The sequence below is a fragment of the Micromonospora sp. NPDC003197 genome, assembly GCF_053590565.1.
Window position 1 is genome coordinate 49626 of sequence record NZ_JBSFTE010000010.1, and the last position, 22859, is coordinate 72484.

Genomic DNA, 22859 nt, shown 5'->3' on the forward strand with positions numbered 1-22859 from the left:
GGCACGAGGTGTGCCTCCGCTCCATCCGTCACTTGGCGTTGAAGTAGCTGGCCTCCGGGTGGTGTACGACGATCGCGTCGGTGGCCTGCTCCGGTACCAGCTGGAACTCCTCCGACAGTTGCACGCCGATCCGCTCCGCCCCCAGCAGTTCGACGATCTTCGCCCGGTCCGCCAGCTCCGGACAGGCCGGATACCCGAAGGCGTACCGACAGCCCCGATAGTCGGTACGCAGCAGACCGGCCAGATCCGCCGGATCTTCCTCGGCCAGGGTACGACCGCTGGGCAGGGTCAACTCGGCCCGGATCCGCTGGTGCCAGTACTCCGCCAACGCCTCGGTGAGCTGCACGGACAGGCCGTGCACCTCCAGATAGTCGCGGTACTCGTCCCGGGCGAACATCTTCGCCGTGTACTCACTGATCGGCTGGCCGACGGTGACCAGTTGCAGCGCCACCACGTCCAACGTCTCACCCCGGGGCCGGAAGAAGTCGGCCAGGCACAACCGCCGCTCCTGCCGCTGCCGGGGGAAGGTGAAGCGGGCCCGCTCACTGTGCCCGTTCTCGTCGAGCACCACCAGTTCGTTGCCCTCGGAGTACGCCGGGAAGTAGCCGTAGACCACCGCCGCCTCCAGCACCTTGTCGGCGGTCAACCGGTCCAACCAGTAGCGCAGCCGGGGCCGGCCCTCGGTCTCCACCAGTTCCTCATAGGAGGGACCGGAGCCGCCGCGCGCGCCACGCAGCCCCCACTGCCCGAGGAAGGTAGCCCGCTCGTCGAGCAACGCCGCGTAGTCGGCCAGCGGAATGCCCTTCACCACCCGGGTGCCGAAGAACGGCGGTTTCGGTACCTCGGCGTCGCTGGCGACGTCAGAGCGTACCGACGCGTCGTTGAGGTCGGGCAACGCCTCGGTGACCATGGCCCGCTGCCGCTCCCGGCGAGCCCGGCGGGCCGCCAGCGCCGCCTCCCGCTCCGGATCCACCACTGCGGCGCCACCCCGCTTGGCCGCCATCACCCGGTCCATCAGGGACAGTCCCTCGAACGCGTCCCGGGCGTAGTGCACCTGACCGGGGAACATGGCGCGCAGGTCGTCCTCGACGTAGGCGCGGGTCAACGCGGCACCGCCCAGCAGCACCGGCCACCGTTCGGCCACCCCCCGGGCGGCCATCTCCGCCAAGTTCTCCTTCATGATGACCGTGCTCTTGACCAGCAGCCCGGACATCCCGATGGCGTCGGCCCGGTGCTCCTCGGCCGCATCCAGGATCGCGTTGATCGGCTGCTTGATGCCGATGTTGACGACCTCGTAGCCGTTGTTGGACAGGATGATGTCCACCAGGTTCTTGCCGATGTCGTGCACATCGCCCTTGACCGTGGCCAGGACGATCCGGCCCTTGCCGGCATCGTCGGCCTTGTCCATGTGCGGTTCCAGATAGGCCACCGCCGACTTCATCACCTCAGCCGACTGCAGCACGAACGGCAACTGCATCTGCCCCGAACCGAACAGCTCACCGACGACCTTCATGCCATCCAGCAGGATGTCGTTGATGATCACCAAAGCGGACCTGGTGGTCAACGCCTCGTCGAGGTCGGCCTCCAGACCGTTGCGCTCACCATCGATGATGCGGCGCTTGAGCCGCTCGTCCAGCGGCAGGCTGGCGAGCTCCTCCGCGCGGCTAGCCCGAGCCGAGGCGGCATCCACCCCCTCGAACAACTCGATGAACCGCTGCACCGGGTCATAGCCCTCCCGGCGCCGGTCGTAGACCAGGTCCAGCGCCACCTCGCGCTGCTCCTCGGGGATCTTCGACATCGGAAGAATCTTGCTGGCATGCACGATCGCGCTGGTCAGACCGGCCTGCACGCACTCGTGCAGGAACACCGAGTTGAGCACCTGCCGGGCCGCCGGGTTCAGCCCGAACGACACGTTGGAGACGCCGAGAGTGAAGTTCACCCCCGGATGACGACGGGCGATCTCCCGGATCGCCTCGATCGTCTCGATCCCGTCCCGGCGCGTCTCCTCCTGACCGGTGGCGATCGGGAACGTCAACGCGTCGATCAGGATGTCGGACAGCGCCAGCCCCCATCGGCCGGTCAGGTCCGCGATGAGCCGCTCGGCGACCCGTACCTTCCACTCGGCGGTCCGAGCCTGCCCCTCCTCGTCGATCAGCAGCGCCACCACCGCCGCGCCGTGCTCCTTGATGACCGGCATGACCCGGGCATAACGGGAGTTGGGACCGTCGCCGTCCTCAAAGTTGACCGAGTTGACCACGCAGCGCCCGCCGAGCATCTCCAACCCGGCCTCGATCACCGCCGGCTCGGTGGAGTCCAGCATGATCGGCAGGGTGGAGGCGGTGGCGAATCGACCGGCCAGCTCCCGCATGTCCTGCGTACCGTCCCGGCCGACGTAGTCGACGCAGAGATCCAACAGATGGGAGCCGTCCCGGGCCTGGCCCCGGGCGATCTCCACGCAGGCCTGCCAGTCAGCGGCCAGCATCGCCTCCCGGAACGCCTTCGACCCGTTGGCGTTGGTCCGCTCCCCCACCATCAGCACGCTGGCGTCCTGCTTGAACGGCACGTGGTGGTAGATCGAGGACACACCACGCTCGGCCTGCGGCTGGCGGGCCGCCGGCACCGCGCCGTGCAGGCGCTCGGCCACCGTACGAATGTGCTCCGGGGTCGTCCCGCAACAGCCGCCGATCAGCGCCACGCCGTACTCGTGCACGAAGCGATCCAGTGCCTCGGCCAGCTCGTCCGGAGTCAGCGGGTAGTAGGCCCCGTTCGAGGTCAACTGAGGCAGACCCGCATTGGGCATCACCGACAGCGGCACCCGGGCGTGCTGCGACAGATAGCGCAGGTGCTCGCTCATCTCCGCCGGCCCGGTCGCACAGTTGAGCCCGATCAGATCGATCCCCAGCGGCTCCAGAGCGGTGAGCGCGGCACCGATCTCGCTGCCCAGCAGCATCGTGCCCGTGGTCTCCACCGTGACGTGGCAGATCAGCGGCACGCTGCGACCGGCGTCGGCCATCGCCCGACGGGCACCGACCACGGCCGCCTTCACCTGCAACAGGTCCTGGCAGGTCTCGATGATCAGCGCGTCCGCCCCACCGGTCAGCAGGCCCGCCGCGTTGTCGAGGTACGCCTGGCGCAGCGTGGCGTAGCTGCTGTGCCCCAGCGTCGGCAGCTTCGTCCCCGGACCGATCGAACCCAGTACGAACCGGGGCCGGTCGGGGGTCGACCAGTGGTCAGCCACCTCGCGGGCGAGCCGGGCACCTGCCTCGGAGAGTTCGACGATCCGGTGCTCGATGCCGTACTCCCCCAGGTTGCCGAGGTTGGCACCGAAGGTGTTGGTCTCGACGCAGTCCGCCCCGGCCTCGAAGTAGGCGTCGTGTACCGACCGGACAACGTCCGGGCGGGTGACGTTGAGGATCTCGTTGCAGCCCTCGTGACCTTGAAAGTCGTCCAGGCTCAGGTCGGCTGCCTGCAGCATCGTCCCCATCGCTCCGTCGGCGATGAGGACCCGGCTGGCAAGCGCATCAAGCAGCGAAGTCTGCATTCAGCCAGGCTAATACCGGTACCCGCCGGTCATTGGATGCCGGGCGCAGCCTCCCACATACTGTGACTTGGATCGCGCTGTCCGGTCTGCACCCGGACGTCCTACCTCGTCCCCACCGGCCGCACCGGTGACCCCGTCGACCGACCGGCGCGGCCGGCAGGCCGCATCCCGATCAGGCACGTAGGCTGACAGCTGTGAGGGACAACAGGGACGCCACCACCGGACAACGCTCGGGAGCCGTCGTAGACGATGTCCGGTCCGGCGCCGGTAAGCACAGCGAGGTGACGGCGTGACCGAGTTCGACGGGCTGCCCGTACTGCGGTCACCGGTGGCCATCGCGGCCTTCGAGGGCTGGAACGACGCGGCTGACGCCTCGACCGCCGCCGTCGAACACCTGGAGCAGGTCTGGCAGGCCCGGGAGATCACCGCGCTGGACCCCGAGGACTTCTACGACTTCCAGGTGAGCCGGCCGACCATCACGATGGCCGAGGGCGAGACTCGCCGGATCGAATGGCCGACCACCCGGTTCATGCTCGCCAGCCCGGAGGGCACCGAGCGCGACGTGGTGCTCATCCGCGGCATCGAGCCGAGCATGCGTTGGCGCACCTTCTGTGAGCAGGTGCTGGAGCTGTGCCACAGCCTTGAGGTCGATCGGATCGTGCTGCTCGGGGCGCTGCTGGCCGACGTGCCGTACACCCGGCCGCTGCCGATCAGCGGCAGTGCCTCCATGCGAGACACCGCCGAGCGGTACCAGCTCACCCCGACCCGCTACGACGGCCCCACCGGCATCGTGGGCGTACTGCACGACGCCGCGACGCGGGCCGAGGTCGACGCGGTCTCCTTCTGGGTGCACGTACCGCACTACGCCAACAACCCGCCCTGCCCCAAGGCCACCCTCGCCCTGCTGCACCGGGTCGAGGAGTTGCTGGATCTACCCGTGCCAGTGGCCGACCTGGCCGAGGAGTCCGCCGAGTGGGAGAAGCGGGTACGCGCCGCCGCCGACCAGGACGCCGAGCTGGGTGAGTACGTCCGCGAGTTGGAGGAGCGGGTGGGTGACGCCGGGATCCAACCATTGACCGGGGACGAGATCGCCCAGGAGTTCGAGAAGTACCTGCGGCGACGGGGCGGTTCAGCCGGGCCCACCGCCGGCTCGTGGTGAGCGTATCTGCCAGCGCACCGAAATCCTGGCGGTCGCCGCTCCCCGGAACGGGATGGCGGGCCGCCGGGGCGAGCTGCAACTCCAGCAGGACATTCGTGTCGATTAATTGACACATCTCGCCGCTCGGGGTGAGACGCTGATCATATATGCACATGATCAACCCAACTCCCCTGATGCAGCTCGTAAGTGGCTTCTGGAGCTTCAAGACCCTCGCGGTAGCCGTGGAACTCGACCTGTTCACCCGACTGGCCAACGGCCGGACAATCTCCGTACCGGAGATGGAGGACGAGTTCGGCCTGGCCGAGCGCCCCGCCGACCTGCTGTTGGCCGCGTGCGCGTCACTCGGCCTGCTCGAGAAGGCCGGTGCCGGCTACCGCAACTCCGCTCTGGCCGAGGAGTTCCTGGTGCAGGGCCGCCCGTACTACTTCGGCGGCCAGGTGCGCTACTGCGACGAGCGCACCTACCTGCCGTGGCACCGGGTCGGTGAGGCGTTGCGGACCGACCGGCCGATCACCTGGGATCCGCAGACCCAGAGTTCACTTTTCGACGGCAGCGACCCCGGCATGCTCGCCCTCTTCTGGGACGCCATGTACTCGACCTCGATCTTCACTGCTCGGGCATTGGCCGAGGCCTACGACTTCAGCCCGCACAGTCGACTGCTCGACGTGGGCGGAGGTGCCGGCGCGTTCCCGATCGAGCTGTGCCGGCGGATTCCCGGACTGCGCGCGACGATCGTCGACCTGCCACACGTCTGTCAGCTCGCCGACAAGAAGATCGTCGAGGCGGGCCTGACCGGACGTGTCACCGCGGTTCCGGGCGACTTCCTGGCCGACCCAGCACTGCCCACCGGACACGACGTCATCCTGCTGAGCATGATCCTGCACGACTGGGACGAGCCGACCAATCTGGCCCTGCTCGCCAAGTGTCACGCGGCACTACCGTCCGGCGGTGCGATCGTGATCGCCGAACTGCTGCTCAACGACGAGCGCACCGGTCCCCCAGCAGCAGCGTTGATGGGCATGAACATGCTCGTGGAGACCGAGGGCGGCAAGAACTACTCCGGCGCGGAGTACGCCGCATGGCTCACCCACACCGGATTCACCGAGGTAGAGCTGATCACGTTCGATGCACCGGGAGCCAACGGGGCGGTCGTGGCGCGTAAGCGCTAGCCGGGTCGCTTCCGTCGGTCGCTGGCTTGTGATCGTTAACTGACGATCATTGGCTGGCGATCGTGGGTTGGACCGATCACGAACGTGAGGCGGACTTCGGCGTGTCCGCCGTCCGCCTCACACCGCCTACCGCATCCTAGGAACCTAGTTGTAGGTGTGGGCAGCCTGAAGGGGAGGACACGGATGGAGATCAACCCGGGGGCGGCGGAGTTCCCCCATCGTCAGATCGCCGCTCAACTGCGCGAACGGGTACGTCGCGGCGACTGGGCACCGGGCGAGCGGCTGCCCTCGATCCCCGGCATCGCCGAAATGTTCGGCGTCGCCAAGCAGACCGTGCAACGGGCCATCGACCAGCTCCGGGTCGAGGGAATCCTGATCACCAAGCCGGGCTCCGGCACATTCGTACGCGGCACCCGCCGACGCCTCAACCGACTCTCCCGCGGGCGGTACGGCGGCCACCGGGGCTACCACGCCGATCTCGCCGCACGCTACCGCCAACAGTTGATCGAGGTCGGTCGGGCGTCCGCGCCGGCCGAGGTCGCCGACGCGTTCGGCGTCGCGGACGGCACCGAGCTGGTGGTCCGCCGCCACCTGGTACGCACCGAGGACGCCCCGGTCGAGGTCGGCGCGTCCTGGTTCCGCGTCGCTGACGCGGCGGGTACCTCCCTGGAACGCCCGGAAGCCTTCGGCCGTCCCCTCTATCAGGAAGCGGAGGAGGTCATCGGCCGACGGTATGTGTCAGCCACCGACCAGATCAGCGCCCGACAGCCCAGCCGGGAGGAGGCGGAGATCCTTCGGATCCGCCCGGACACCCCGGTGCTACACCTGCTACACGTCGCCTACGACGAGCGGCGCAGGCCGATCGAGGTCTCCCAGGCGACCTGGCCAGGGCCGATGACCACGTTGACCGAGGAGTATCGGATCCCCGCCCCCACTCCCGACGCCGACCCGGACCCCGGTCTCGTACTCGGCTGAGGCCGGTACGGCCGGACCGTACCCAGCCAGGTCACGCCGGGCCAGACCCGGCGTGACCTGGCCCGGCCGACTACCGGAGGCGTACCCCGAGCAACGCGTCGACGGTCGCGGCCACCAGCGCGGGAGCCGCCTCGTCGGTGCCGTCGCCAGCGAGGGCACCCGCCGCCCAGTTGTCCACCAGCGCCAACGCGCCCGGCGAGTCCAGGTCGTCGGCGAGCCGGTCCCGTACGCCGGCCAGCAGGTCGGCCCCGGACGGCCCGGCAGCGGCCTCGACCGCCTCCCGCCACCGGGCCAGCCGCTGCTCCGCCGCCTTGAGCAGGTCGTCGGTCCACTGCCGGTCGGTCCGGTAGTGGCCGGCCAGCAGCGCCAGTCGCACCGCCATCGGGTCCACCTGGTCGGCCCGGAGCCGGGACACGAAGACGAGGTTGCCCTGGGACTTGGACATCTTGTCGCCGTCGAGCCCGATCATGCCGGCGTGTACGTAGTGCCGGGCGAACGGTTCCGTGCCGGTCAGCCGTTCCGCATGGGCCGCCGAACACTCGTGGTGCGGGAAGATCAGATCGTTGCCGCCGCCCTGGACGTCGATGCTGTCGCCCAGCAGTTTGAGGGCGATGGCCGCGCACTCGATGTGCCAGCCAGGACGGCCGGGGCCCAACGTCCCGCCGGGCCAGGCCGGCTCCCCCTCCCGGGAGCCCCGCCACAGCAGCGGATCGAGCGGGTCGCGCTTGCCGGGCCGCTGCGGGTCACCGCCGCGCTCGGCGAAGAACTCCAGCATCTGGGCCCGCGACAGGTTCGACTCGTAGCCGAACCGGGGAGCTGCGGCGATGTCGAAGTAGATGTCACCGGTGCCGTCGTCGAGCCGGTAGGCGGCACCAGCGTCGAGCAGCGCCCGTACCCGCTCGGCGATGTCCGGAATCGACTCGACCGCGCCCACGTAGTGCGCTGGCGGGATCATCCGCAACGCCTCCATGTCCTCCCGGAACAGGGCGGTCTCACGCATGGCCAGTACGACCCAGTCCTCACCGTCGCGTTCGGCCCGCTCCAGCAACGGATCGTCGATGTCGGTGACGTTCTGCACATACGTCACCGCGTGGCCGGCGTCCCGCCACATCCGCTGCACCAGATCGAAAGCGATCATCGTGGCGGCGTGGCCGAGATGGGTGGCGTCGTAGGGCGTGATGCCACAGACGTACATCGTCGCCGTCGCACCCGGAGTGGTGGGATGGACGGCGCACCGCGCCGAGTCGAACAATGCGAGCGGCTGGCCGGTTCCCGGCAGCCTTGGCACCTCGTGCCCCGCCCAAGATTCCATGCCGCCAGCCTAGCCAGCGCCGGGCACGGGTGATTCCGGGGTGGAGGTGATCAAGGTGACAGCACCGAATCGGGCGGCCTACGTCGAGGGGCGTAGCCGGGTCAGATCGGTGGCCAGGGCATCGCTGGCCAGGCCTCGGGTGGGTCCGGGAACTGCCCGAGGGTCAGCAGTCGGGTAACCCGGGCAGACACTGCGGCGATCTCCGCCACGGCGAGGCAGTCGGCCAGTTCCTCGGCGAGCGGGCCCGCGAGGTCACCGGCGAGCCGGGTCAGTACCTCGACGGCCGCCTCTGGCAGGGACTGTCCGGTCCACCCCCAGAGCACGGTACGCAGCTTGTCCTCGACGTGGAAACAGACCCCGTGGTCCACGCCGTAGATCCGCTCGGCCGGGCCGGAGAGCACATGCCCGCCCTTACGATCCGCATTGTTGATCACAGCGTCGAGTACGGCCATCCGCGCCAGCCGCGGATCGTCGGCGTGGGCGAGGAGATATGCCTGCCCCTCCTCGTCCTGCGCGGCGGCGATCCGGATCCAGCCGGGCGGCAGACTCGTCGCCGGAATGAACCCGACCAGTGCTTCGGCGTCCGGGGACTCGTCGATCCACAGTTGGCAGGCACCTGGACCGAACGGCCCGTCGCGCAGCACCGTCGGCGGGACCAAGCCCCAGCCGGTAGCACGGGAGACCCGGTAGGCGGCGACCTCCCGGCCGGCGAGCGTACCGTCGGGAAAGTCCCACAACGGCCGCTCGCCGCGTACCGGCTTGTAGACACACCGGGCGGTCACCCCATCGAGGGTGAGGAAGCCACGAAGTGTCGTATTGGAGGCGTCGACCAGCCGACCCTCCAACTCGAACTCGCCACCTCGGAGCAGGCGTAGGGCGTCGTCTTCGTCGAGCACGGGCCGCAGGTCGGACGAAGTCACCGGTGGTAGCCGTTGTGGCGCGGGCAAAGGTGACCGGCCGGATCCAGCGGTTGGCCGCACAGCGGGCACGGGGGACGGCCAGCCGCCACCACGCGGCGCGCCCGCTCGATGAAGTCTCGGGTCGCCGCCGGGGTCAACCGCACCCGTAGCCGGTCGAGATCCTCGGCGGGCTCCTCGTCCTCGTCCACGGCGGCGGCGTCCTCAGCACCCCCGAGTTCGATCTCCGCCTCGCCGGTCGCGATGGCTTCGATGACCACGGTGGCCGTGTCGACGTCGAATGCCAGCCCCAGTGTCCCGACCCGGAACTCCTCGTCGACCGGGGTGTCCAGCGGGTCGTTGTCGGGCAACGCCGCCGTCGGTTCGGGCAACTCCACCCCGAACCGACGGTGCGCCTCGGTGAGCAGCTCCTCAAGCTTCTCCGCCAGCAGCGACACCTGGACCTTCTCCAGCGCGACACTGACCAGCCGGCCACCGCCACGCGCCTGGAGGAAGAAGGTGCGCTCCCCCGGCGCGCCCACAGTCCCGGCGACGAACCGCTCTGGCGGCTCGAAGGCGTGCACCTGGTGGGTCATACCCACGACCCTATCCGGCCGACTTCGGCGGCGCGCAGCGCACCGACCCGAATCGCCGCCAGGCGCCCCGGTCGGCCAGCCATCCATCGACCATTCCCTGAGCGAGGCCGGGGACGGACTCGTCCGACGGTGGCCCCCGCTGGGGTCACCGTTCCGGACCGGTCGCGCCGCTGCCCGCACCACCGCCGACCGGGGCATCCGACTCGGCCTTGCGGGACCGCCGCCGGGGCCGCCGGGGCATCACCAGGTTGGCCAAATCCCCGCCGACATCGTTGAGACGCAGGATGAACGGCCGGGTCGGGGTGTAGCGGATCGCGGTCACCGAACTCGGGTCGACCACGATCCGCTGGAAGAGATCCAGATGTACGCCGAGCGCGTCGGCCACGATCGCCTTGATCACGTCTCCGTGGGTGCAGGCCAGCCAGAGCGCCTCCGGTCCGTGCTCGGCGGTCAGCTGGGCGTCCCACCGGCGAACTGCGGCGACGGCTCGGCTTGCCATCGCGGCCATCGCCTCCCCCTCCGGGAAGACCACCGCGCTCGGGTGCTGCTGCACCACCGGCCAGAGTGGATCCTTGGCCAGTTTCTTCAGCGGCTGGCCTTCCCAGGCGCCGTAACCGCACTCAATCAATCCCTCCTCGACCGTCGGCGCGAACTGCGGCAACGCCAGGTCGAGGGTCTGCCGGCAGCGGATCAGTGGGCTGGTGACCACCGCCGCCAGCGGCAGTCCCTTCAGCCGCGCCCCGACCGCGGTGGCCTGTGCCCGGCCGGTCTCGTCGAGTTCGACCGGCCGCCGGCCGGCCAGTCCCCCGTCGGCGTTGGCGGTGGTTCGACCGTGTCGAAGGAGCAGAAGGGTTGCCACGATCACCAGCCTAAAGGTCGGTCAGATGTTAGGAAGGGCCCCTTCCAAGGCAGAAAGCGATAACAAGGGGCCCTTCCTAACAGCAAAGCCGGGTGGGTCAGTCGCCGACCCCGGCTAGGTCGAGTGCCTCGGCGCAGGTGCGCAGGGTCTGGATGCCGCTGTCCCGGTCGGCTGCGAAGAGGGTCAGCGACAACGTGGTCACCCCGGAGTCGGCGTAGACCCGCATCCGCTCGGCAATGCGTTCCTTCGGGCCCAACAGCGAGGTGCGGTCGATGAACTCCAACGGCACCGCCGCCGCCGCGTCCCGCTGCCGCTGGGAAAGGTAGAGGTCCTGGACCTCACGGGCGGCGTCACCGTAGCCCATCCGGGTGGCGAGCTGGTTGTAGAAGTTCTGTTTCCGGCTGCCCATGCCCCCCACGTAGAGCGCCGCGTACCAGCGGACCAGCTCGGCACACTGGGCGACGTCCTCGCCGACCACCACCGGCACGCTCGGCACGACGTCGAAGCCGGCCAGCTCCCGCCCGGCCCGCGCCCGACCAGCGGCGACCGAGGCAAGGTGTTCGGCGGCGAACTCGGGCGAGTAGAAGATGGCCAGCCAGCCGTCGGCGATCTCACCGGCCAGCTCCAGGTTCTTCGGCCCGACGGCCGCCAGGTAGATGGGAATCTGCTGCCGGGGCGGGTGGAAGCCCAGCCGCAGTGCCTTACCCGGACCGTCGGGTAGGGGCAGCGTGTAGTGCTCGCCGTCGTACTCGACCTGCTTGCGGCTGAGCGCCAGTTTGACGATGTCGACGTACTCCCGGGTGCGGGCCAGCGGCTTGGCGAAGCGTACGCCGTGCCAGCCCTCGGAGACCTGCGGCCCGGAGACGCCGAGGCCGAGCCGAAACCGACCGCCGGAGACGGTGTCGATGGTGGCGGCGGTCATCGCGGTGGCGGCGGGGGTACGGGCCGGGATCTGCATGACCGCGCTGCCCACGTCGATCCGTTGCGTCTGCCCGGCCAGCCAGGCGAGCATGCTCGGCGAGTCCGAGCCGTACGCCTCGGCGGCCCACACCACCGAGTAGCCGAGCCGGTCCGCCTCCTGCGCGAGCGCCAGGTGGTCGGCTGGCGTACTCCACGCCGTCTGATAGCCAAGGCTGAGCCCGAGTCGCACTGGTCCTCCCCATTTCGCCGGTCGAATCAGGTTACGCAATCGCGAAAGGTCGCCGTCGGTCGGTCGGACCCGCCGAGTTCGGTCCGATGTCCGACGAACCATGCGGACCGGCCCAGTTCAGCGGGAGCGCGGATGTCGCGGAGGGCTTCGGCTGAATAAGGTTCACCCATGCAACAACGACCGCTCGGCCGAAGCGGGCTGGCGGTTTCGCGGCTCGGGCTCGGCACCATGACCTGGGGGCGAGACACCGACGCCGACGACGCGGCCGCCCAGTTGAGAAGTTTTCTGGACGTGGGGGGCAATCTAGTCGATACCGCCGACGTCTACAGCGATGGCGAGGCGGAGTCCGTACTCGGGTCGCTGGTGGGTGCCCTGGTGCCCCGAGACGATCTGCTGATCGCCACCAAGGCCGGGCTCCGGCCGGGCTCCGCTCGACGGCGGGACGGGTCGCGCGGTCACCTGCTACGTACCCTCGACGCGTCGCTGCGTCGGCTCGGCACCGACCACGTCGACCTGTGGCAGGTCCACGGCTACGACCCGGACACCCCGCTGGAGGAGACCCTGGCAGCGCTGGACCACGCGGTGGCCAGCGGACGGGTCCGCTACGTGGGGGTGTCGAACTTCTCCGGCTGGCAGACCGCCCGGGCGGCCACCTGGCAGGCCGCGTTCCCCGGCCGGGCCCCGGTGGTCGCCACTCAGGTGGAGTACTCCCTGCTCGAACGAGGAATCGAACGGGAGGTACTGCCCGCCTGCGCGGACCTGGGACTGGGGGTGCTGCCCTGGTCGCCGTTGGGCCGTGGGGTGCTCACCGGTAAATACCGGCATGGCCGGCCGGCTGACTCCCGGGCCGCCTCGCCACACTTCGAGCGCTTCGTCGCCGACTACCTGGAGCCACGCTGCTCCAGCATCGTGGAGGCGGTCGCCACCGCCGCCAGCGGACTGGGAGTCTCCCCGCTGGAGGTCGCCCTCGCCTGGGTACGGGACCGGCCAGGGGTGGTCGCCCCGCTCCTCGGGGCCCGTACGGTGGGACAACTCCTCGGTGCGTTGCAGGTCGAACAGATGACGCTGCCGGCGGAGATCTCCCGGGCGCTGGACGATGTGTCGGCGGTGCCGGTCGGCTATCCCGAGCGGGACGGGTAGGCACCGCGATAGGTGAGCATCGTCCCATTTCGCCCCGACGGAGGGGCTGGTGCCGCCGCGTAGCGGTGGGCAGGATAGCGGCATGGACTACGAATACGCGCCGCTGCGGCTACCGCCCAATGTCGATCGGATGACCGCAGCGGCGCAGTTGGCGATCCAGGCCGAGTTCTCGGGCTGGGAGTTGGCCCGGGTACGACTCTTCCGCGACGGCACCCGTCAGGTGGTGCTCCGCCGTCGGTTGGTCAACAAGTCGCAACCGGGCCTCTCCTACTAGTCGGGCCGCAATCCCGCCAGATCAGGCGTTGCGGGACAGAGCCGGTGGCCGGTCAACCGATCCGCTCGTCCTCGGCATCCTCGGCGGAGGGCAGGAACGGGTGCTCGTCGAGCCGGCCGACGAGCCGGTCACCGCTGCCCGGCTGGAACGGGCCGGCGCTGTCGTCGTCATCGAAGGACTCCAGGTCCAACGGCGCACCGACCTCGCTGACCATCACCACCCCATCGAGCGGCTCCAACTCCGGGATGTCCAGGGCACCGAGGGAACCATCGCCAGACTGCAACAGCTCCAGTACCGCCTCGCCGACCCCCTCGATCGGCTCGGACACGTCCTCTTCGGGGCCACCCGCCCGGCGGGCCGCCTCCGCCACCCGAATCAGCGCCGCGACGCTGGGCACCCGGTAGTCACGACGCTGACGTACCGAAAGCACCTGCGGGTGCGGGTCGGCCGGCTCGGCACCGTCCGCCCCGCCCAGGCCGACACCGAACCGCGCATCGGCCTCCTCCGGGTCGATCATCTCCACGTCCCACGGGGTGACCTCACCGAATGCGTCGAGCAGTCGCTCGTCGTACTCGTACGACGCGTTGTTGAAGGCGACGTACGCCTGCCAGACGTCGTCGTCGTCGATCCGGCCCTGGGCAGCCTTGACGGCGGCGAGATGCGCCCGGGCGGCCTCGACGACCCGTTCCAGAGCGGCGTCCAGCTCGGCGTGCTGGTCGGTCATTGTGTTGCAGTCCCTTCGTCGCGAGTTCGCGGATCGGCTGGCCGACTAGGCGTAGCTGGCCGACTACCGCGTAGCCCGGTTGGTCAACTGTTGCGCAGGAACCGGTCGAGCACCCGCACGCCGAACTGTAGCCCGTCCACCGGTACCCGCTCGTCAACGCCATGGAACAACGCGGAAAAGTTGAGGTCCGCGGGGAGCCGCAGCGGCGCGAAGCCGAAGCAACGGATCCCCAACCGGTGGAACGCCTTGGCGTCGGTGCCGCCGGAGAGCATGTACGGCACCGCGCGGGCACCCGGATCCTCGGCGCGCAACGCCGCCGACATCGCCTCGACCAGGGCTCCGTCGAAAGTGGTCTCCAACGCCGGTTGCCGGTGGATGTACTCCACCTCCAGGTCCGGCCCGATCACCGCACGCAACTGTTCCAGCAGGAGTTCCGACTGCCCGGGCAGGCTGCGGCAGTCGATGGTGGCGGTGGCCCGGCTGGGAATCACGTTGTCCTTGTAGCCGGCGTCCAGTCGGGTGGGGTTGGCGGTGTTGCGGATGGTCGCGCCGATGATGTTCGCGATCGGGCCGAGCTTGGCGATCGCCGTCTCCGGATCGTCCGGGTCGAGTTCGATGCCCAGGGCGTCGGAGACCTCGGTCAGAAAGGCCCGCACGGTGGGCGTCACGACCACCGGGAAGCGGTGTCGGCCAACCCGGGCGACCGCCTCCGCCAACGCGGTCACGGCATTGTCGTCGTGCACCATCGAACCGTGGCCGGGGCGTCCCCGGGAGTGCAGACGCAGCCAGTCCAGCCCCTTCTCGGCGGTTTCGATGAGATAGAGCCGCAGATCGTCGTTGACCGAGTACGAGAAGCCGCCCACCTCGCCGATCGCCTCGGTGCAGCCGTCGAACAGCTCGGGGTGCCGCTCGACGAGGAAGTGGGCCCCGTACTCGCTGCCGGCCTCCTCGTCGGCGGTGTAGGCGAGCACGATGTCCCGGGGCGGGCGTACCCCGGTGCGTTGCCAGTCCCGGACGACGGCGAGCACCATCGCGTCGAAGTCCTTCATGTCGATCGCGCCCCGACCCCAGAGGTAGCCGTCACGGATCTCGCCGGAGAACGGGTGCACCGACCACTCGTCGGCGTCGGCCGGCACCACGTCCAGATGGCCGTGCACCAGCAGCGCATCGCGGGTGGGGTCGACGCCAGGAATCCGGGCGACCAGGTTGGCCCGGCCGGGCGCTGACTCGTGGATCCGGGACGCGACGCCGACCTCGGCGAGCTTCTCGGCGACGTACTCGGCGGCGACCCGCTCGCCAGCGCTGGTGGCGTTGTCCCCGGTGTTGCTGGTGTCGATGCGGAGCAGATCCCGACAGAGGTCGACGACCTCGTCGACGGCGGTCGGACCGGTGGGCGCGGCGTGACTGGTCATGCGGTTCTTCATACCATTGCCCCGGCTGTGGAGCGGAACTCGTCGCTGTCGGGGTGACCGGACGCTCGGCGTCGATGCTGGTTTCATCGATCACGGGTACGGGTACCGCCAGCAGGCCGCGCCACCCGACCCGGTGCGCCGACCCGACACAGGCAACCGCGACGACCTAGAGTCCATCGACAGCCCGCGACCTCCATGGCCGGTGCGACCGCCATGGACCGGTGAAGGAGACCTCCATGACCGTCCCCCTGCCTCCGCTGCCGCCGATCGGCGACGACGAGTCGTACCGACCTGGCGGACGCAGCGTGCTCGACATCCTCACCGAGGAGCACGAGCAGATCGTCGCCCTCTGCCGGGAGCTGACCGATCCCGGCACCTCCGGCGAGCGCCGCCGCGAGGTGGCCGAGGTGGTATCCGCGACGCTGACCCGGCATCTGTCGGCCGAGCAGCAATACCTGCACCCCGCCGTACGGGAGGTGCTCAGCGACGGTACGGCGGTGGCCGACCGGGAGGCCGGTGCGGATCAGGCGATGGAGGACGCCCTCCAGGAACTGCTCGACAGTGATCCGGACAAGCCGGAGTTCGGGCGGCTCGCCGACCAGGTGGCCGGTGAGGTGCGCCGACACGTGACCGCAGCGACCCAGGACATCTTCCCTGGGTTGCGGGCCGGTGCCAGCGAGGCGGAGCTGATCCGGCTGGGCAATCGGGTGGAGATCGCTGAGGAGGCGGCACCGACCCGGCCACACCCGGACGCGCCCAACAGCCCGCACTGGAACAAGCTCGTGGATCCGGCACTGGGCGTGGTCGACAAGGTCCGTGACGCGGTGACCGGTCGGCCCACGTACGCCGAGGACCTGGCCGACGACGACGCATCGGAGTCGACGGCCACCGAGGGCCGGTCGGAGCGGAACCTGCGCACCACCTGAAGCCACCGGCCGGTCATGCGGTGAGGTGGTGTGACCAGCGGGGCAGGCTGGCCGAGAACGCCGGTAGCGCGGCGAGCCGCTGGGCGACGTGGACCTCTGCGGCAGGGGCATCGATCGAGCCGGCCGGCTCGACGCCGAGGGTGACCCGAATCCGCTCGGCACAGCGCGCCAGGTGTACGCCCATCCGCCGGGCGAGCGGAAACGGACAAGGCTGGACGACTCCCCCGTGTGCTCGGTAGGCGGCGAGCGCGGCAGTGAACCGGGCCAGATCCGGTTCCGTGCCGGTGCCGTACCGGGCGTAGTCGTGGAGGGCTGCTGCGGTCTCCAGGGTGGCGCTGTCCGGACCGGCGGTATCCCAGTCGATGAGCACCGGGCCACCGTCGGCCGGCACCAGTACGTTGTGCGGTAGCACGTCCCGGTGGGTCACCACGTGGTCGTCCACCACCCGGTAGGCCGCCTCGATCTGCTCGGTCAGGTCAAGGACCAGCGCCAGTCGCTGCCTGAGCACCGGAGCCCAGAGCAGGCCCTGTCGCAGCCCGGCGGCGAGCCAGTCCGCCCACCGCTGCGGCGGCTCGACGCCGTACCACAGTGGCCACATCGAATCGGTGCGGCGCTCTCCCGCCGGCTCCAAGCCGTGCAGGGCGGCCAGGGTGGCTCCGTACCAGTCGGACAGATCGGCCCCGGGGTCGGCTGCGGCACCGTCCAGCCAGGTGTGCACCCGGACCACGCCCTGACCGTCCCCCAGATCGGCGGCTAGGCCCCAGGCCGGGTCCGCCGGCTCGATTGCCTCCGGCATACGGATGCCTGCCGCGCAGGCCCGCCGTTCGAAGGCCATGGCCCGGTCGAGCTGGTCCCACCAACCGTCGACGACCAGCCGCTTGACGAAGTACCGCCCCCGACGGGTGTCCAGCCGCCAGGTCTCACTACTGACGTACCGGACGGGGACCAGCGGGCCGGTCGGGTCGGCCAGCCGAAAGGCAGAGGCAACAGCCTGCGCGCTCGGAGCGGGAGACATCGACCCGGAGCATACCCAGACCAGCTTCCGGCAGCGGCCCTCGCCCACGTCGGCCACACCAGAATGCGGTCGGATGAGGAAAAGGAATACGCACGCAACCCGGCTCACCCTGATGGTTCGTCAGTGTCGGTGGCGAACCATCAGGGGCAGACCGGCCAACCGCTCCTCAACACGCATGCCACGATCAGAGGAAACCAGGGCAATCTCAAACGTTGTCCGGCGGATCGCACGGCTCGATGAGGTTCCAGGTCTGATACATCTGACCTGGCCCGAATAGGTCAGGCAGGTCATGTAGAGCCGCCCCTTGACGATCCTCGCCAGGCAGCCAGACCGATTCACACTCTGGGCACAGCAGAAAGGTTCGACCGTCGCCACGGACTCGATACCACGTCTGCCAGTCCTGCCCGCAGGCCGTGCAGGGAAGACGTTCCTCATCACCCGCCATATCGTCTCCTCAGTCATTGAGTCGCTCAAATTTTCGCAGATCCGCAACGAATGAATGCCGTGTGTCTCGGCTTAGTCGGATCGAGAGGTCGCGAAGCAGCACATGGTCAAGGGGAGGCTCAGCGCCGTAGCCGCGTCCGGCTCAGCAGCATGTCCACCGCCGCCGTCACAGAATCAGCGCCCGGCGGGATACGGAGTTGACTCAGCAACTCTCCCGGCGGGTTCATGCGCGGCCCTTTGAAGTAGCCGTACTCGTCAACCACCTCGCCGCCGCCGCACTCGGCCAACGCGACGGCCGCTGCGATGCTCAGCGCTTGGAAACAGGGGTCCCGTTTTGGCCGGACCCAGGCAAACACCCCGGTTTCCGGGTCGTCACAGCCCGACATGAACTCATGCATGTTAACCAGGGTGCCGGGCGTCCCACTCCGGGATCTCCATACAGAAGTCCGTGTCGTCTGGGTGGCCAGCGGGCTCGACAAGACGGTCGAGGGTTCCGGGCGACACCGGCACACCAGGCCCACCGCGACGAAGCGACGCAGACTCCACCACCCGGTGCGACAACGGCACGTCTGGTTGGCCAAGCAGATCGGCCAACCGGACGTACGTCAGATCGACGGCCTCCCGAAGCAGGAACGGACGGTTGATTCGGGTATGCCATTCGATCGCCATGCCGGAAATCTAGTACTCCAGCCGGTGACGTTGACCGTCACTGAGCCAGCAGCGCGGCAACAGGTGCCCGGAAAACCCCGCACCGTCGAACCATTTGCGATACGCGTCGACAATGTCTGGGTTGTCTTTCGGGCCGTAGGAGTGCGAATCGGACGATACTGGGTAGCCACCGGGCATGACCGACCTATATCAGCCCGACGACCGGGACACCGCACGCCAGATCGCTGCCGCGCACACCGCCGCCTCCCAGGACGTGGCGGACTTCCTCACCCGCCTGCCGGCGCTGCCTACTCCGACGGACATCGCTGAGTACGCCGCCCTGATCGCCCGTGAGGAACTGATCCGCGCCGAACGGCAGGCTGCCGCGACGGCCGCCGGCCTGGAGATCCAGAGCGTGGGTACCGCCGAGTAAGCCACCCAGCCGGCCTCCGACGCGCGCTGGCCGGCTGGAATCACCGCTCGTCCGGTCGGGGTCACCGCTCGTTGAGCGGATCGTGGCCAAGGTTCATCAGGGAGTGCCGCCACTGCTCGTTACGCGACCCCTCCTCCGGGCGCGCCTCGATCAGGTCCTGGATCTCCACGACGGTCTCACGCATCACCTGGATGTCCTCGGCGGTGAGGTCGACCTTGCGCTTGCCGAGGATGGAGAGGATGTGCCGGCCCGGTTCGGGCAGACCCAGATGGGGTTCCGGCTCGAACGCCTCCGGCCCGGACCCCTGCACCATCAACCAGGTACGTAGCTGCTCAGAGGTGACGTTGACGCAGCTGTGGAACTCGTCCCACAACTCCTCCACCTCCGAGTCGATACGGCTTTCCCGGACCATTACCGCTCCTCCCGAGGGGCCGGCGTGGGCTCCACCGGCTCGCCTTCGTTCCACTCCACCTCGACAGCGGCCTTCGGCTGCACCTTCCTGCTCTCGGCCGGGCTGGCCGAGCTCGGTGGGCGCAGTACGGCATCGGTCTTGCGGCTCTTCTCGTGCTCTTCCTCGGGTGCCGTCACGTCGTACTCCTCTCGTCAGCCGGTACCGGGAGCCGGGCGCGAAGCCGTCAGCGGGTTCGCGAGGTCGTCAGCGTCAGCCGCTCGCGGCCGCCGCGCTGCGGTTGGCCCGTTCCCCCGACGACACGTCGAGCGCCAGTGCCCCGTCCCGGGCGTCGACGGTGACCCGCTGCCCAGGCGACAGGGTGCCGTCGAGCAGCATCCGGGACAGCCGGTTGTCCAACTCCTGCTGGATGGTCCGGCGCAACGGTCGGGCACCGAACTCCGGTTGGTGCCCGTGTTCGGCGATCCAGTCCACTCCTTCCGAGGTGAATTCGACGACGATGTCCTGGGAGTGCAGCCGCCGCCGGGTCTCCTCCAGCAACAGTTCGGTGATCTGCCGCAACTGCTGGGTTTCCAACCGGCGGAAGATGATGATCTCGTCGATCCGGTTGAGGAACTCGGGCCGGAACTGCTCCTGCAACCGCCGCATCAGACGTTCCCGCAGGTCGGCACGCTCCTGCTGCTCGCCACCGTCGCCGCCGAAGCCGACGCTGCGCTGAGTGCCGGTGATCAGTTCGGAGCCGAGGTTGCTCGTCATGATCAACACCGTGTTCCGAAAACTGACCGTCCGGCCCTGGCTGTCGGTGAGCCGCCCCTCGTCCAGCACCTGTAACAGGATGTTGAAGACGTCCGAGTGTGCCTTCTCGATCTCGTCGAGCAGCACCACCGCGTACGGGCGGCGGCGCACCGCCTCGGTGAGCTGGCCCGCCTCCTCGTACCCGACGTAGCCGGGCGGGGCACCGACCAACCGGCTGACCGTGTGCCGTTCCTGGAACTCGCTCATGTCCAGCCGGACCATCCGATCGGCCTCGCCGAACAACGCCTCCGCCAGCGCCCGGGCCAACTCCGTCTTGCCCACGCCGGTCGGCCCGAGGAACAGGAAGCTACCCATCGGCCGGTCCGGATCGGCCAGCCCGGTACGCGAACGCCGGACCGCCTCGGCGACGGCGGAGACCGCGTCGTCCTGCCCGATGACCCGCTCGTGCAGGTGCCCCTCCAGGCGTAGTAGCCGATCCCGTTCCTCCTCGGTGAGCTGGCTGACGGGAATGCCGGTGGCCCGGGAGACGACCTCGGCAATCTCCTGTGGCTGCACCTGGGGCACCCCGTTGCCGCCGTTGCCCTGGGCTGCCTCGATCCGCCCCTGCAACCGCTGCAGCCGGTCCCGCAGTTCCGAGGCCCGCTCGTACTGCTCATCGGCGACCGCCTGGTCCTTGTCCCGACGTACCTCCTCCAGCTCCTGCTCCAGTTCCCGCACGTCGCCGGCGGGCGTGCGGGTACGCAGCCGTACCCGGGCACCCGCCTGGTCGATCAGGTCGATCGCCTTGTCCGGCAGGTACCGGTCGGCGATGTACCGGTCGGAGAGTTCCGCCGCGGCGACCAGCGCCTCGTCGGTGAACCGGACCTGGTGGTGCGCCTCGTAACGGTCCCGCAGCCCGCGCAGGATGGTGACGGTGTCGTCCACCGTCGGCTCCGGCACCAGCACCGGCTGGAACCGTCGGGCCAGCGCGGCGTCCTTCTCGATGTACCTGCGGTACTCGTTGAGTGTGGTGGCCCCCACCACCCGCAGATCACCCCGGGCCAGGGCCGGTTTGAGCATGTTGCTGGCGTCCATGCCGCCCTCGCCACCACCACCGCCCGCGCCGACCAGCGTGTGCAGCTCGTCGAGGAAGACGATCAGCTCGTCGCCGTGCGCCCGGATCTCGTCGATGACCTTCTTCAGCCGTTCCTCGAAGTCACCCCGGTAGCGGGTGCCGGCGACCAGACCGGCCAGGTCGAGTTGGACCACTCGCTTGCCCAGTAGCGTCTGCGGGACGTCCCCGTCGATGATCCGCTCGGCCAGCCCTTCCACGATCGCGGTCTTGCCGACCCCGGCCTCGCCGATCAGCACCGGGTTGTTCTTGGTACGGCGGGACAGGATCTCCACCGCCTGCTCGATCTCGTCGGCCCGACCGATCACCGGGTCGATCTGGTCGGCCCGGGCCAGGTCGGTCAGGTCCTGCCCGTACTGGTCCAGGGTCGGCGTGCCCCGGTCCGGCTTGGCGGCCGGCGCCCCCCGTTCCACCCCAGCGGCCTGCAACGACTGCGGCTGCACCCGGCTGGAGGCGAGCATCCGCCCGGCGGGCGACTCGGGGTTGAGCGGCAACGCCATCAGGATGTGTTCCGGGCCGATGTACGACGCACCCATCGCCCGGGACAGCTGGTGGGCATCGAGCAGCGCGCGTTTTGCCGCCGGGGTCAGCGACAGGTTCGCCGGGAAGTCACCGGGTGGCGCGGGCTCGCCCCCCTTGGGGCCACCGAGTGCGGCGAGTAACGCATCCGGATCGGCCCCGGCCCGCCGGATCAGGTCCCGCAGTGGTTCCCGTTGCAGTGCTGCCCAGAGCAGGTGGTCGGTGTCCAGGTCGGTGCTGCGCGCCTGGGCGGCCCGCCGGGCGGCGTCGGCGAGCAGTTCCCGGGCGTCGGCGGTCATCAGCCGGGTGATGTCCACCCGCTGCGCCGGGCGACGGCCCTCCATACGACCGAAGTACCGGGCCAGGAACTCGTCCCACGGGTCGGATCCGAGGTCACCAGGTCCCTGCGTCATGAAGCTGCCCCCCTCACCGACCGACACATCCGGTCGGCGTGGGCTACCCGGCGGTTGGACCGACAAACGTGTCGCGGATGGCAGGCTGGGGTGCATGGACACCGAGCCACAGCTGTTGCCGCTTCTGGTCGTGGACGCCGCGAACGTCGTGGGATCGCGGCCCGACGGGTGGTGGCAGGATCGGGCCGGTGCCACCGCACGACTGCGGGACGCCCTGGCCCCGGTCGCCCGTGCCGGTTTGCCCGGGTTGCCGCCCCCGGTCGAGGTGGTGCTCGTGGTGGAGGGGGTGGCCCGGAGGGTCCCGCCCACTCCCGAGGTGCGGGTGGTCGCCGCCGAGGGCTCCGGTGACGACGCGATCGTCGAGCTGGTCCGGGCGGTGGCCGAGGGCCGGCACTGCGTGGTGGTCACCGCCGACCGCCTGCTGCGGGATCGGGTCACCGCGCTACATGCGGCCGTACGGGGACCGCGCTGGCTTCGCCCGTAATCCGCCGGGCCGCCCGCCTGCCCGGCCGGCCTGCCGGGCAGCGGCAGAAGTGTCGGAGATCCGACTCTGCCACCAGCTCGGCGGTACCCCATCGGCTCGACCTCGACCTCTATCGTGCGGGAGATCGGCACCGCAGAACGGACAGCAGGGCTGGAACACCCCAGGAATGGCCGATCGCCCCGATGGGGATACGCTCTACCGAGAGTCCTCCCCGCCCCCAGGAGGTTCGTCGTGGCGAGCGTCGCCGAGCTCAAGGCTGCCATCGATGCCGCCCTGCAACAGATCGGTGAAGGGCAGACCGCCGTGCAGGCGGCCAGCGAGAAGCTGACCGAGGCACAACAGACCCTGGCCGGTGCCCTGGAGGGCAGCGGCCACGAGACGGTCAACGCTGCCCAGGCGTCGCTGTCGCAGGCTGCCCAGGAACTGGACGAATGCCTCGCTGCGACGTTGGCTGCGGTCGAGCAGGCGCAGCTCTACGTATCGACGCTGTGAGC

The 22859-nt window shown here is 69.5% G+C and carries 23 protein-coding genes; 9 read left to right on the top strand and 14 right to left on the bottom strand.

Features of this window, described 5'->3' with window-relative positions; translation table 11 throughout:
* Positions 1 to 28 precede the first annotated feature (28 nt).
* A complete protein-coding gene (gene metH, locus ACWDV4_RS13350) occupies positions 29 to 3541 on the bottom strand; it encodes a methionine synthase (protein WP_449977871.1) in 3513 nt (1170 codons plus the stop codon).
* A 289-nt stretch (positions 3542 to 3830) separates the two neighbouring features.
* On the opposite strand from metH, the gene ACWDV4_RS13355 reads away from it, so the two are divergent.
* From ACWDV4_RS13355 to ACWDV4_RS13365, 3 genes are all read left to right on the top strand, one after another.
* The gene (locus ACWDV4_RS13355) at positions 3831 to 4700 is read left to right on the top strand and encodes a PAC2 family protein (protein WP_449977874.1); all 870 of its coding nucleotides are present in this window, start codon (positions 3831 to 3833) and stop codon (positions 4698 to 4700) included.
* Positions 4701 to 4852: 152 nt separating this feature from the next.
* Positions 4853 to 5869 carry a methyltransferase gene (locus tag ACWDV4_RS13360; protein ID WP_449977876.1) on the top strand — a complete coding sequence of 339 codons (1017 nt, stop codon included), beginning with the start codon at positions 4853 to 4855 and terminating at the stop codon, positions 5867 to 5869.
* Between the two features lie 183 nt (positions 5870 to 6052).
* On the top strand, positions 6053 to 6844 hold the full coding sequence (locus ACWDV4_RS13365; RefSeq protein WP_449977878.1) for a GntR family transcriptional regulator: 792 nt from the start codon (positions 6053 to 6055) through the stop codon (positions 6842 to 6844).
* 70 nt (positions 6845 to 6914) lie between these two features.
* Here ACWDV4_RS13365 and mshC read toward each other — a convergent pair whose 3' ends face one another.
* The 5 genes from mshC to ACWDV4_RS13390 form a co-directional block, all read right to left on the bottom strand.
* Positions 6915 to 8156: a cysteine--1-D-myo-inosityl 2-amino-2-deoxy-alpha-D-glucopyranoside ligase gene (mshC, locus tag ACWDV4_RS13370; RefSeq protein ID WP_449977881.1), complete on the bottom strand. Its 1242-nt coding sequence runs from the start codon at positions 8154 to 8156 to the stop codon at positions 6915 to 6917.
* A 101-nt stretch (positions 8157 to 8257) separates the two neighbouring features.
* On the bottom strand, positions 8258 to 9076 hold the full coding sequence (locus ACWDV4_RS13375; RefSeq protein WP_449977883.1) for an SCO1664 family protein: 819 nt from the start codon (positions 9074 to 9076) through the stop codon (positions 8258 to 8260).
* Positions 9073 to 9648, bottom strand: coding sequence for a DUF3090 domain-containing protein (locus ACWDV4_RS13380; protein WP_449977885.1), 576 nt, complete (start codon positions 9646 to 9648; stop codon positions 9073 to 9075). The genes ACWDV4_RS13375 and ACWDV4_RS13380 overlap by 4 nt, the downstream gene beginning before the upstream one ends.
* A 145-nt stretch (positions 9649 to 9793) precedes the next feature.
* Positions 9794 to 10516, bottom strand: a complete 723-nt coding sequence (locus tag ACWDV4_RS13385) for an MSMEG_4193 family putative phosphomutase (protein WP_449978214.1) — start codon at positions 10514 to 10516, stop codon at positions 9794 to 9796.
* Positions 10517 to 10604: 88 nt separating this feature from the next.
* Positions 10605 to 11657 (bottom strand): LLM class F420-dependent oxidoreductase, encoded by a 1053-nt coding sequence (locus ACWDV4_RS13390; RefSeq protein WP_449977886.1) that lies wholly within the window; start codon positions 11655 to 11657, stop codon positions 10605 to 10607.
* A gap of 168 nt (positions 11658 to 11825) precedes the next feature.
* Here ACWDV4_RS13390 and ACWDV4_RS13395 point away from each other — a divergent pair, with 168 nt between their 5' ends.
* The gene (locus ACWDV4_RS13395; RefSeq protein WP_449977889.1) at positions 11826 to 12797 is read left to right on the top strand and encodes an aldo/keto reductase; all 972 of its coding nucleotides are present in this window, start codon (positions 11826 to 11828) and stop codon (positions 12795 to 12797) included.
* 82 nt (positions 12798 to 12879) lie between these two features.
* Complete coding sequence (locus ACWDV4_RS13400) at positions 12880 to 13071, top strand: DUF5703 family protein (RefSeq protein WP_184538073.1); 192 nt, start codon at positions 12880 to 12882, stop codon at positions 13069 to 13071.
* Positions 13072 to 13123: 52 nt separating this feature from the next.
* Here the strand turns inward: ACWDV4_RS13400 and ACWDV4_RS13405 are convergent, their stop codons facing one another.
* Positions 13124 to 13795 (bottom strand): hypothetical protein, encoded by a 672-nt coding sequence (locus tag ACWDV4_RS13405; RefSeq protein WP_449977891.1) that lies wholly within the window; start codon positions 13793 to 13795, stop codon positions 13124 to 13126.
* Positions 13796 to 13878: 83 nt separating this feature from the next.
* Positions 13879 to 15207: a M20/M25/M40 family metallo-hydrolase gene (locus tag ACWDV4_RS13410; RefSeq protein ID WP_449977894.1), complete on the bottom strand. Its 1329-nt coding sequence runs from the start codon at positions 15205 to 15207 to the stop codon at positions 13879 to 13881.
* 236 nt (positions 15208 to 15443) lie between these two features.
* Here ACWDV4_RS13410 and ACWDV4_RS13415 point away from each other — a divergent pair, with 236 nt between their 5' ends.
* Positions 15444 to 16133, top strand: a complete 690-nt coding sequence (locus tag ACWDV4_RS13415; protein ID WP_449977896.1) for a hemerythrin domain-containing protein — start codon at positions 15444 to 15446, stop codon at positions 16131 to 16133.
* Between the two features lie 13 nt (positions 16134 to 16146).
* Here the strand turns inward: ACWDV4_RS13415 and ACWDV4_RS13420 are convergent, their stop codons facing one another.
* The 3 genes from ACWDV4_RS13420 to ACWDV4_RS13430 all read right to left on the bottom strand — a co-directional run bounded on the left by ACWDV4_RS13420 (position 16147) and on the right by ACWDV4_RS13430 (position 18261).
* Positions 16147 to 17148, bottom strand: coding sequence for a phosphotransferase enzyme family protein (locus tag ACWDV4_RS13420; protein ID WP_449977897.1), 1002 nt, complete (start codon positions 17146 to 17148; stop codon positions 16147 to 16149).
* Between the two features lie 563 nt (positions 17149 to 17711).
* Positions 17712 to 17990 carry a hypothetical protein gene (locus tag ACWDV4_RS13425; RefSeq protein WP_449977899.1) on the bottom strand — a complete coding sequence of 93 codons (279 nt, stop codon included), beginning with the start codon at positions 17988 to 17990 and terminating at the stop codon, positions 17712 to 17714.
* A gap of 1 nt (position 17991) precedes the next feature.
* Complete coding sequence (locus tag ACWDV4_RS13430; protein WP_449977902.1) at positions 17992 to 18261, bottom strand: hypothetical protein; 270 nt, start codon at positions 18259 to 18261, stop codon at positions 17992 to 17994.
* 175 nt (positions 18262 to 18436) lie between these two features.
* Between ACWDV4_RS13430 and ACWDV4_RS13435 the strand changes: the two genes are divergently transcribed.
* A complete protein-coding gene (locus ACWDV4_RS13435) occupies positions 18437 to 18673 on the top strand; it encodes a hypothetical protein (RefSeq protein ID WP_449977905.1) in 237 nt (78 codons plus the stop codon).
* A 61-nt stretch (positions 18674 to 18734) separates the two neighbouring features.
* On the opposite strand, the gene ACWDV4_RS13440 is transcribed toward ACWDV4_RS13435, so the two are convergent.
* The 3 genes from ACWDV4_RS13440 to ACWDV4_RS13450 form a co-directional block, all read right to left on the bottom strand.
* Positions 18735 to 19085: a DUF3140 domain-containing protein gene (locus ACWDV4_RS13440; protein WP_449977907.1), complete on the bottom strand. Its 351-nt coding sequence runs from the start codon at positions 19083 to 19085 to the stop codon at positions 18735 to 18737.
* Complete coding sequence (locus ACWDV4_RS13445) at positions 19085 to 19261, bottom strand: hypothetical protein (protein WP_184538057.1); 177 nt, start codon at positions 19259 to 19261, stop codon at positions 19085 to 19087. Before ACWDV4_RS13445 ends, ACWDV4_RS13440 begins: the two co-directional genes overlap by 1 nt.
* A gap of 73 nt (positions 19262 to 19334) precedes the next feature.
* Complete coding sequence (locus tag ACWDV4_RS13450) at positions 19335 to 21881, bottom strand: ATP-dependent Clp protease ATP-binding subunit (RefSeq protein WP_449977909.1); 2547 nt, start codon at positions 21879 to 21881, stop codon at positions 19335 to 19337.
* Positions 21882 to 21975: 94 nt separating this feature from the next.
* Between ACWDV4_RS13450 and ACWDV4_RS13455 the strand changes: the two genes are divergently transcribed.
* On the top strand, positions 21976 to 22365 hold the full coding sequence (locus ACWDV4_RS13455; RefSeq protein ID WP_449977911.1) for a hypothetical protein: 390 nt from the start codon (positions 21976 to 21978) through the stop codon (positions 22363 to 22365).
* A 231-nt stretch (positions 22366 to 22596) separates the two neighbouring features.
* Positions 22597 to 22857: a hypothetical protein gene (locus ACWDV4_RS13460; RefSeq protein WP_449977914.1), complete on the top strand. Its 261-nt coding sequence runs from the start codon at positions 22597 to 22599 to the stop codon at positions 22855 to 22857.
* Positions 22858 to 22859: the final 2 nt, after the last annotated feature.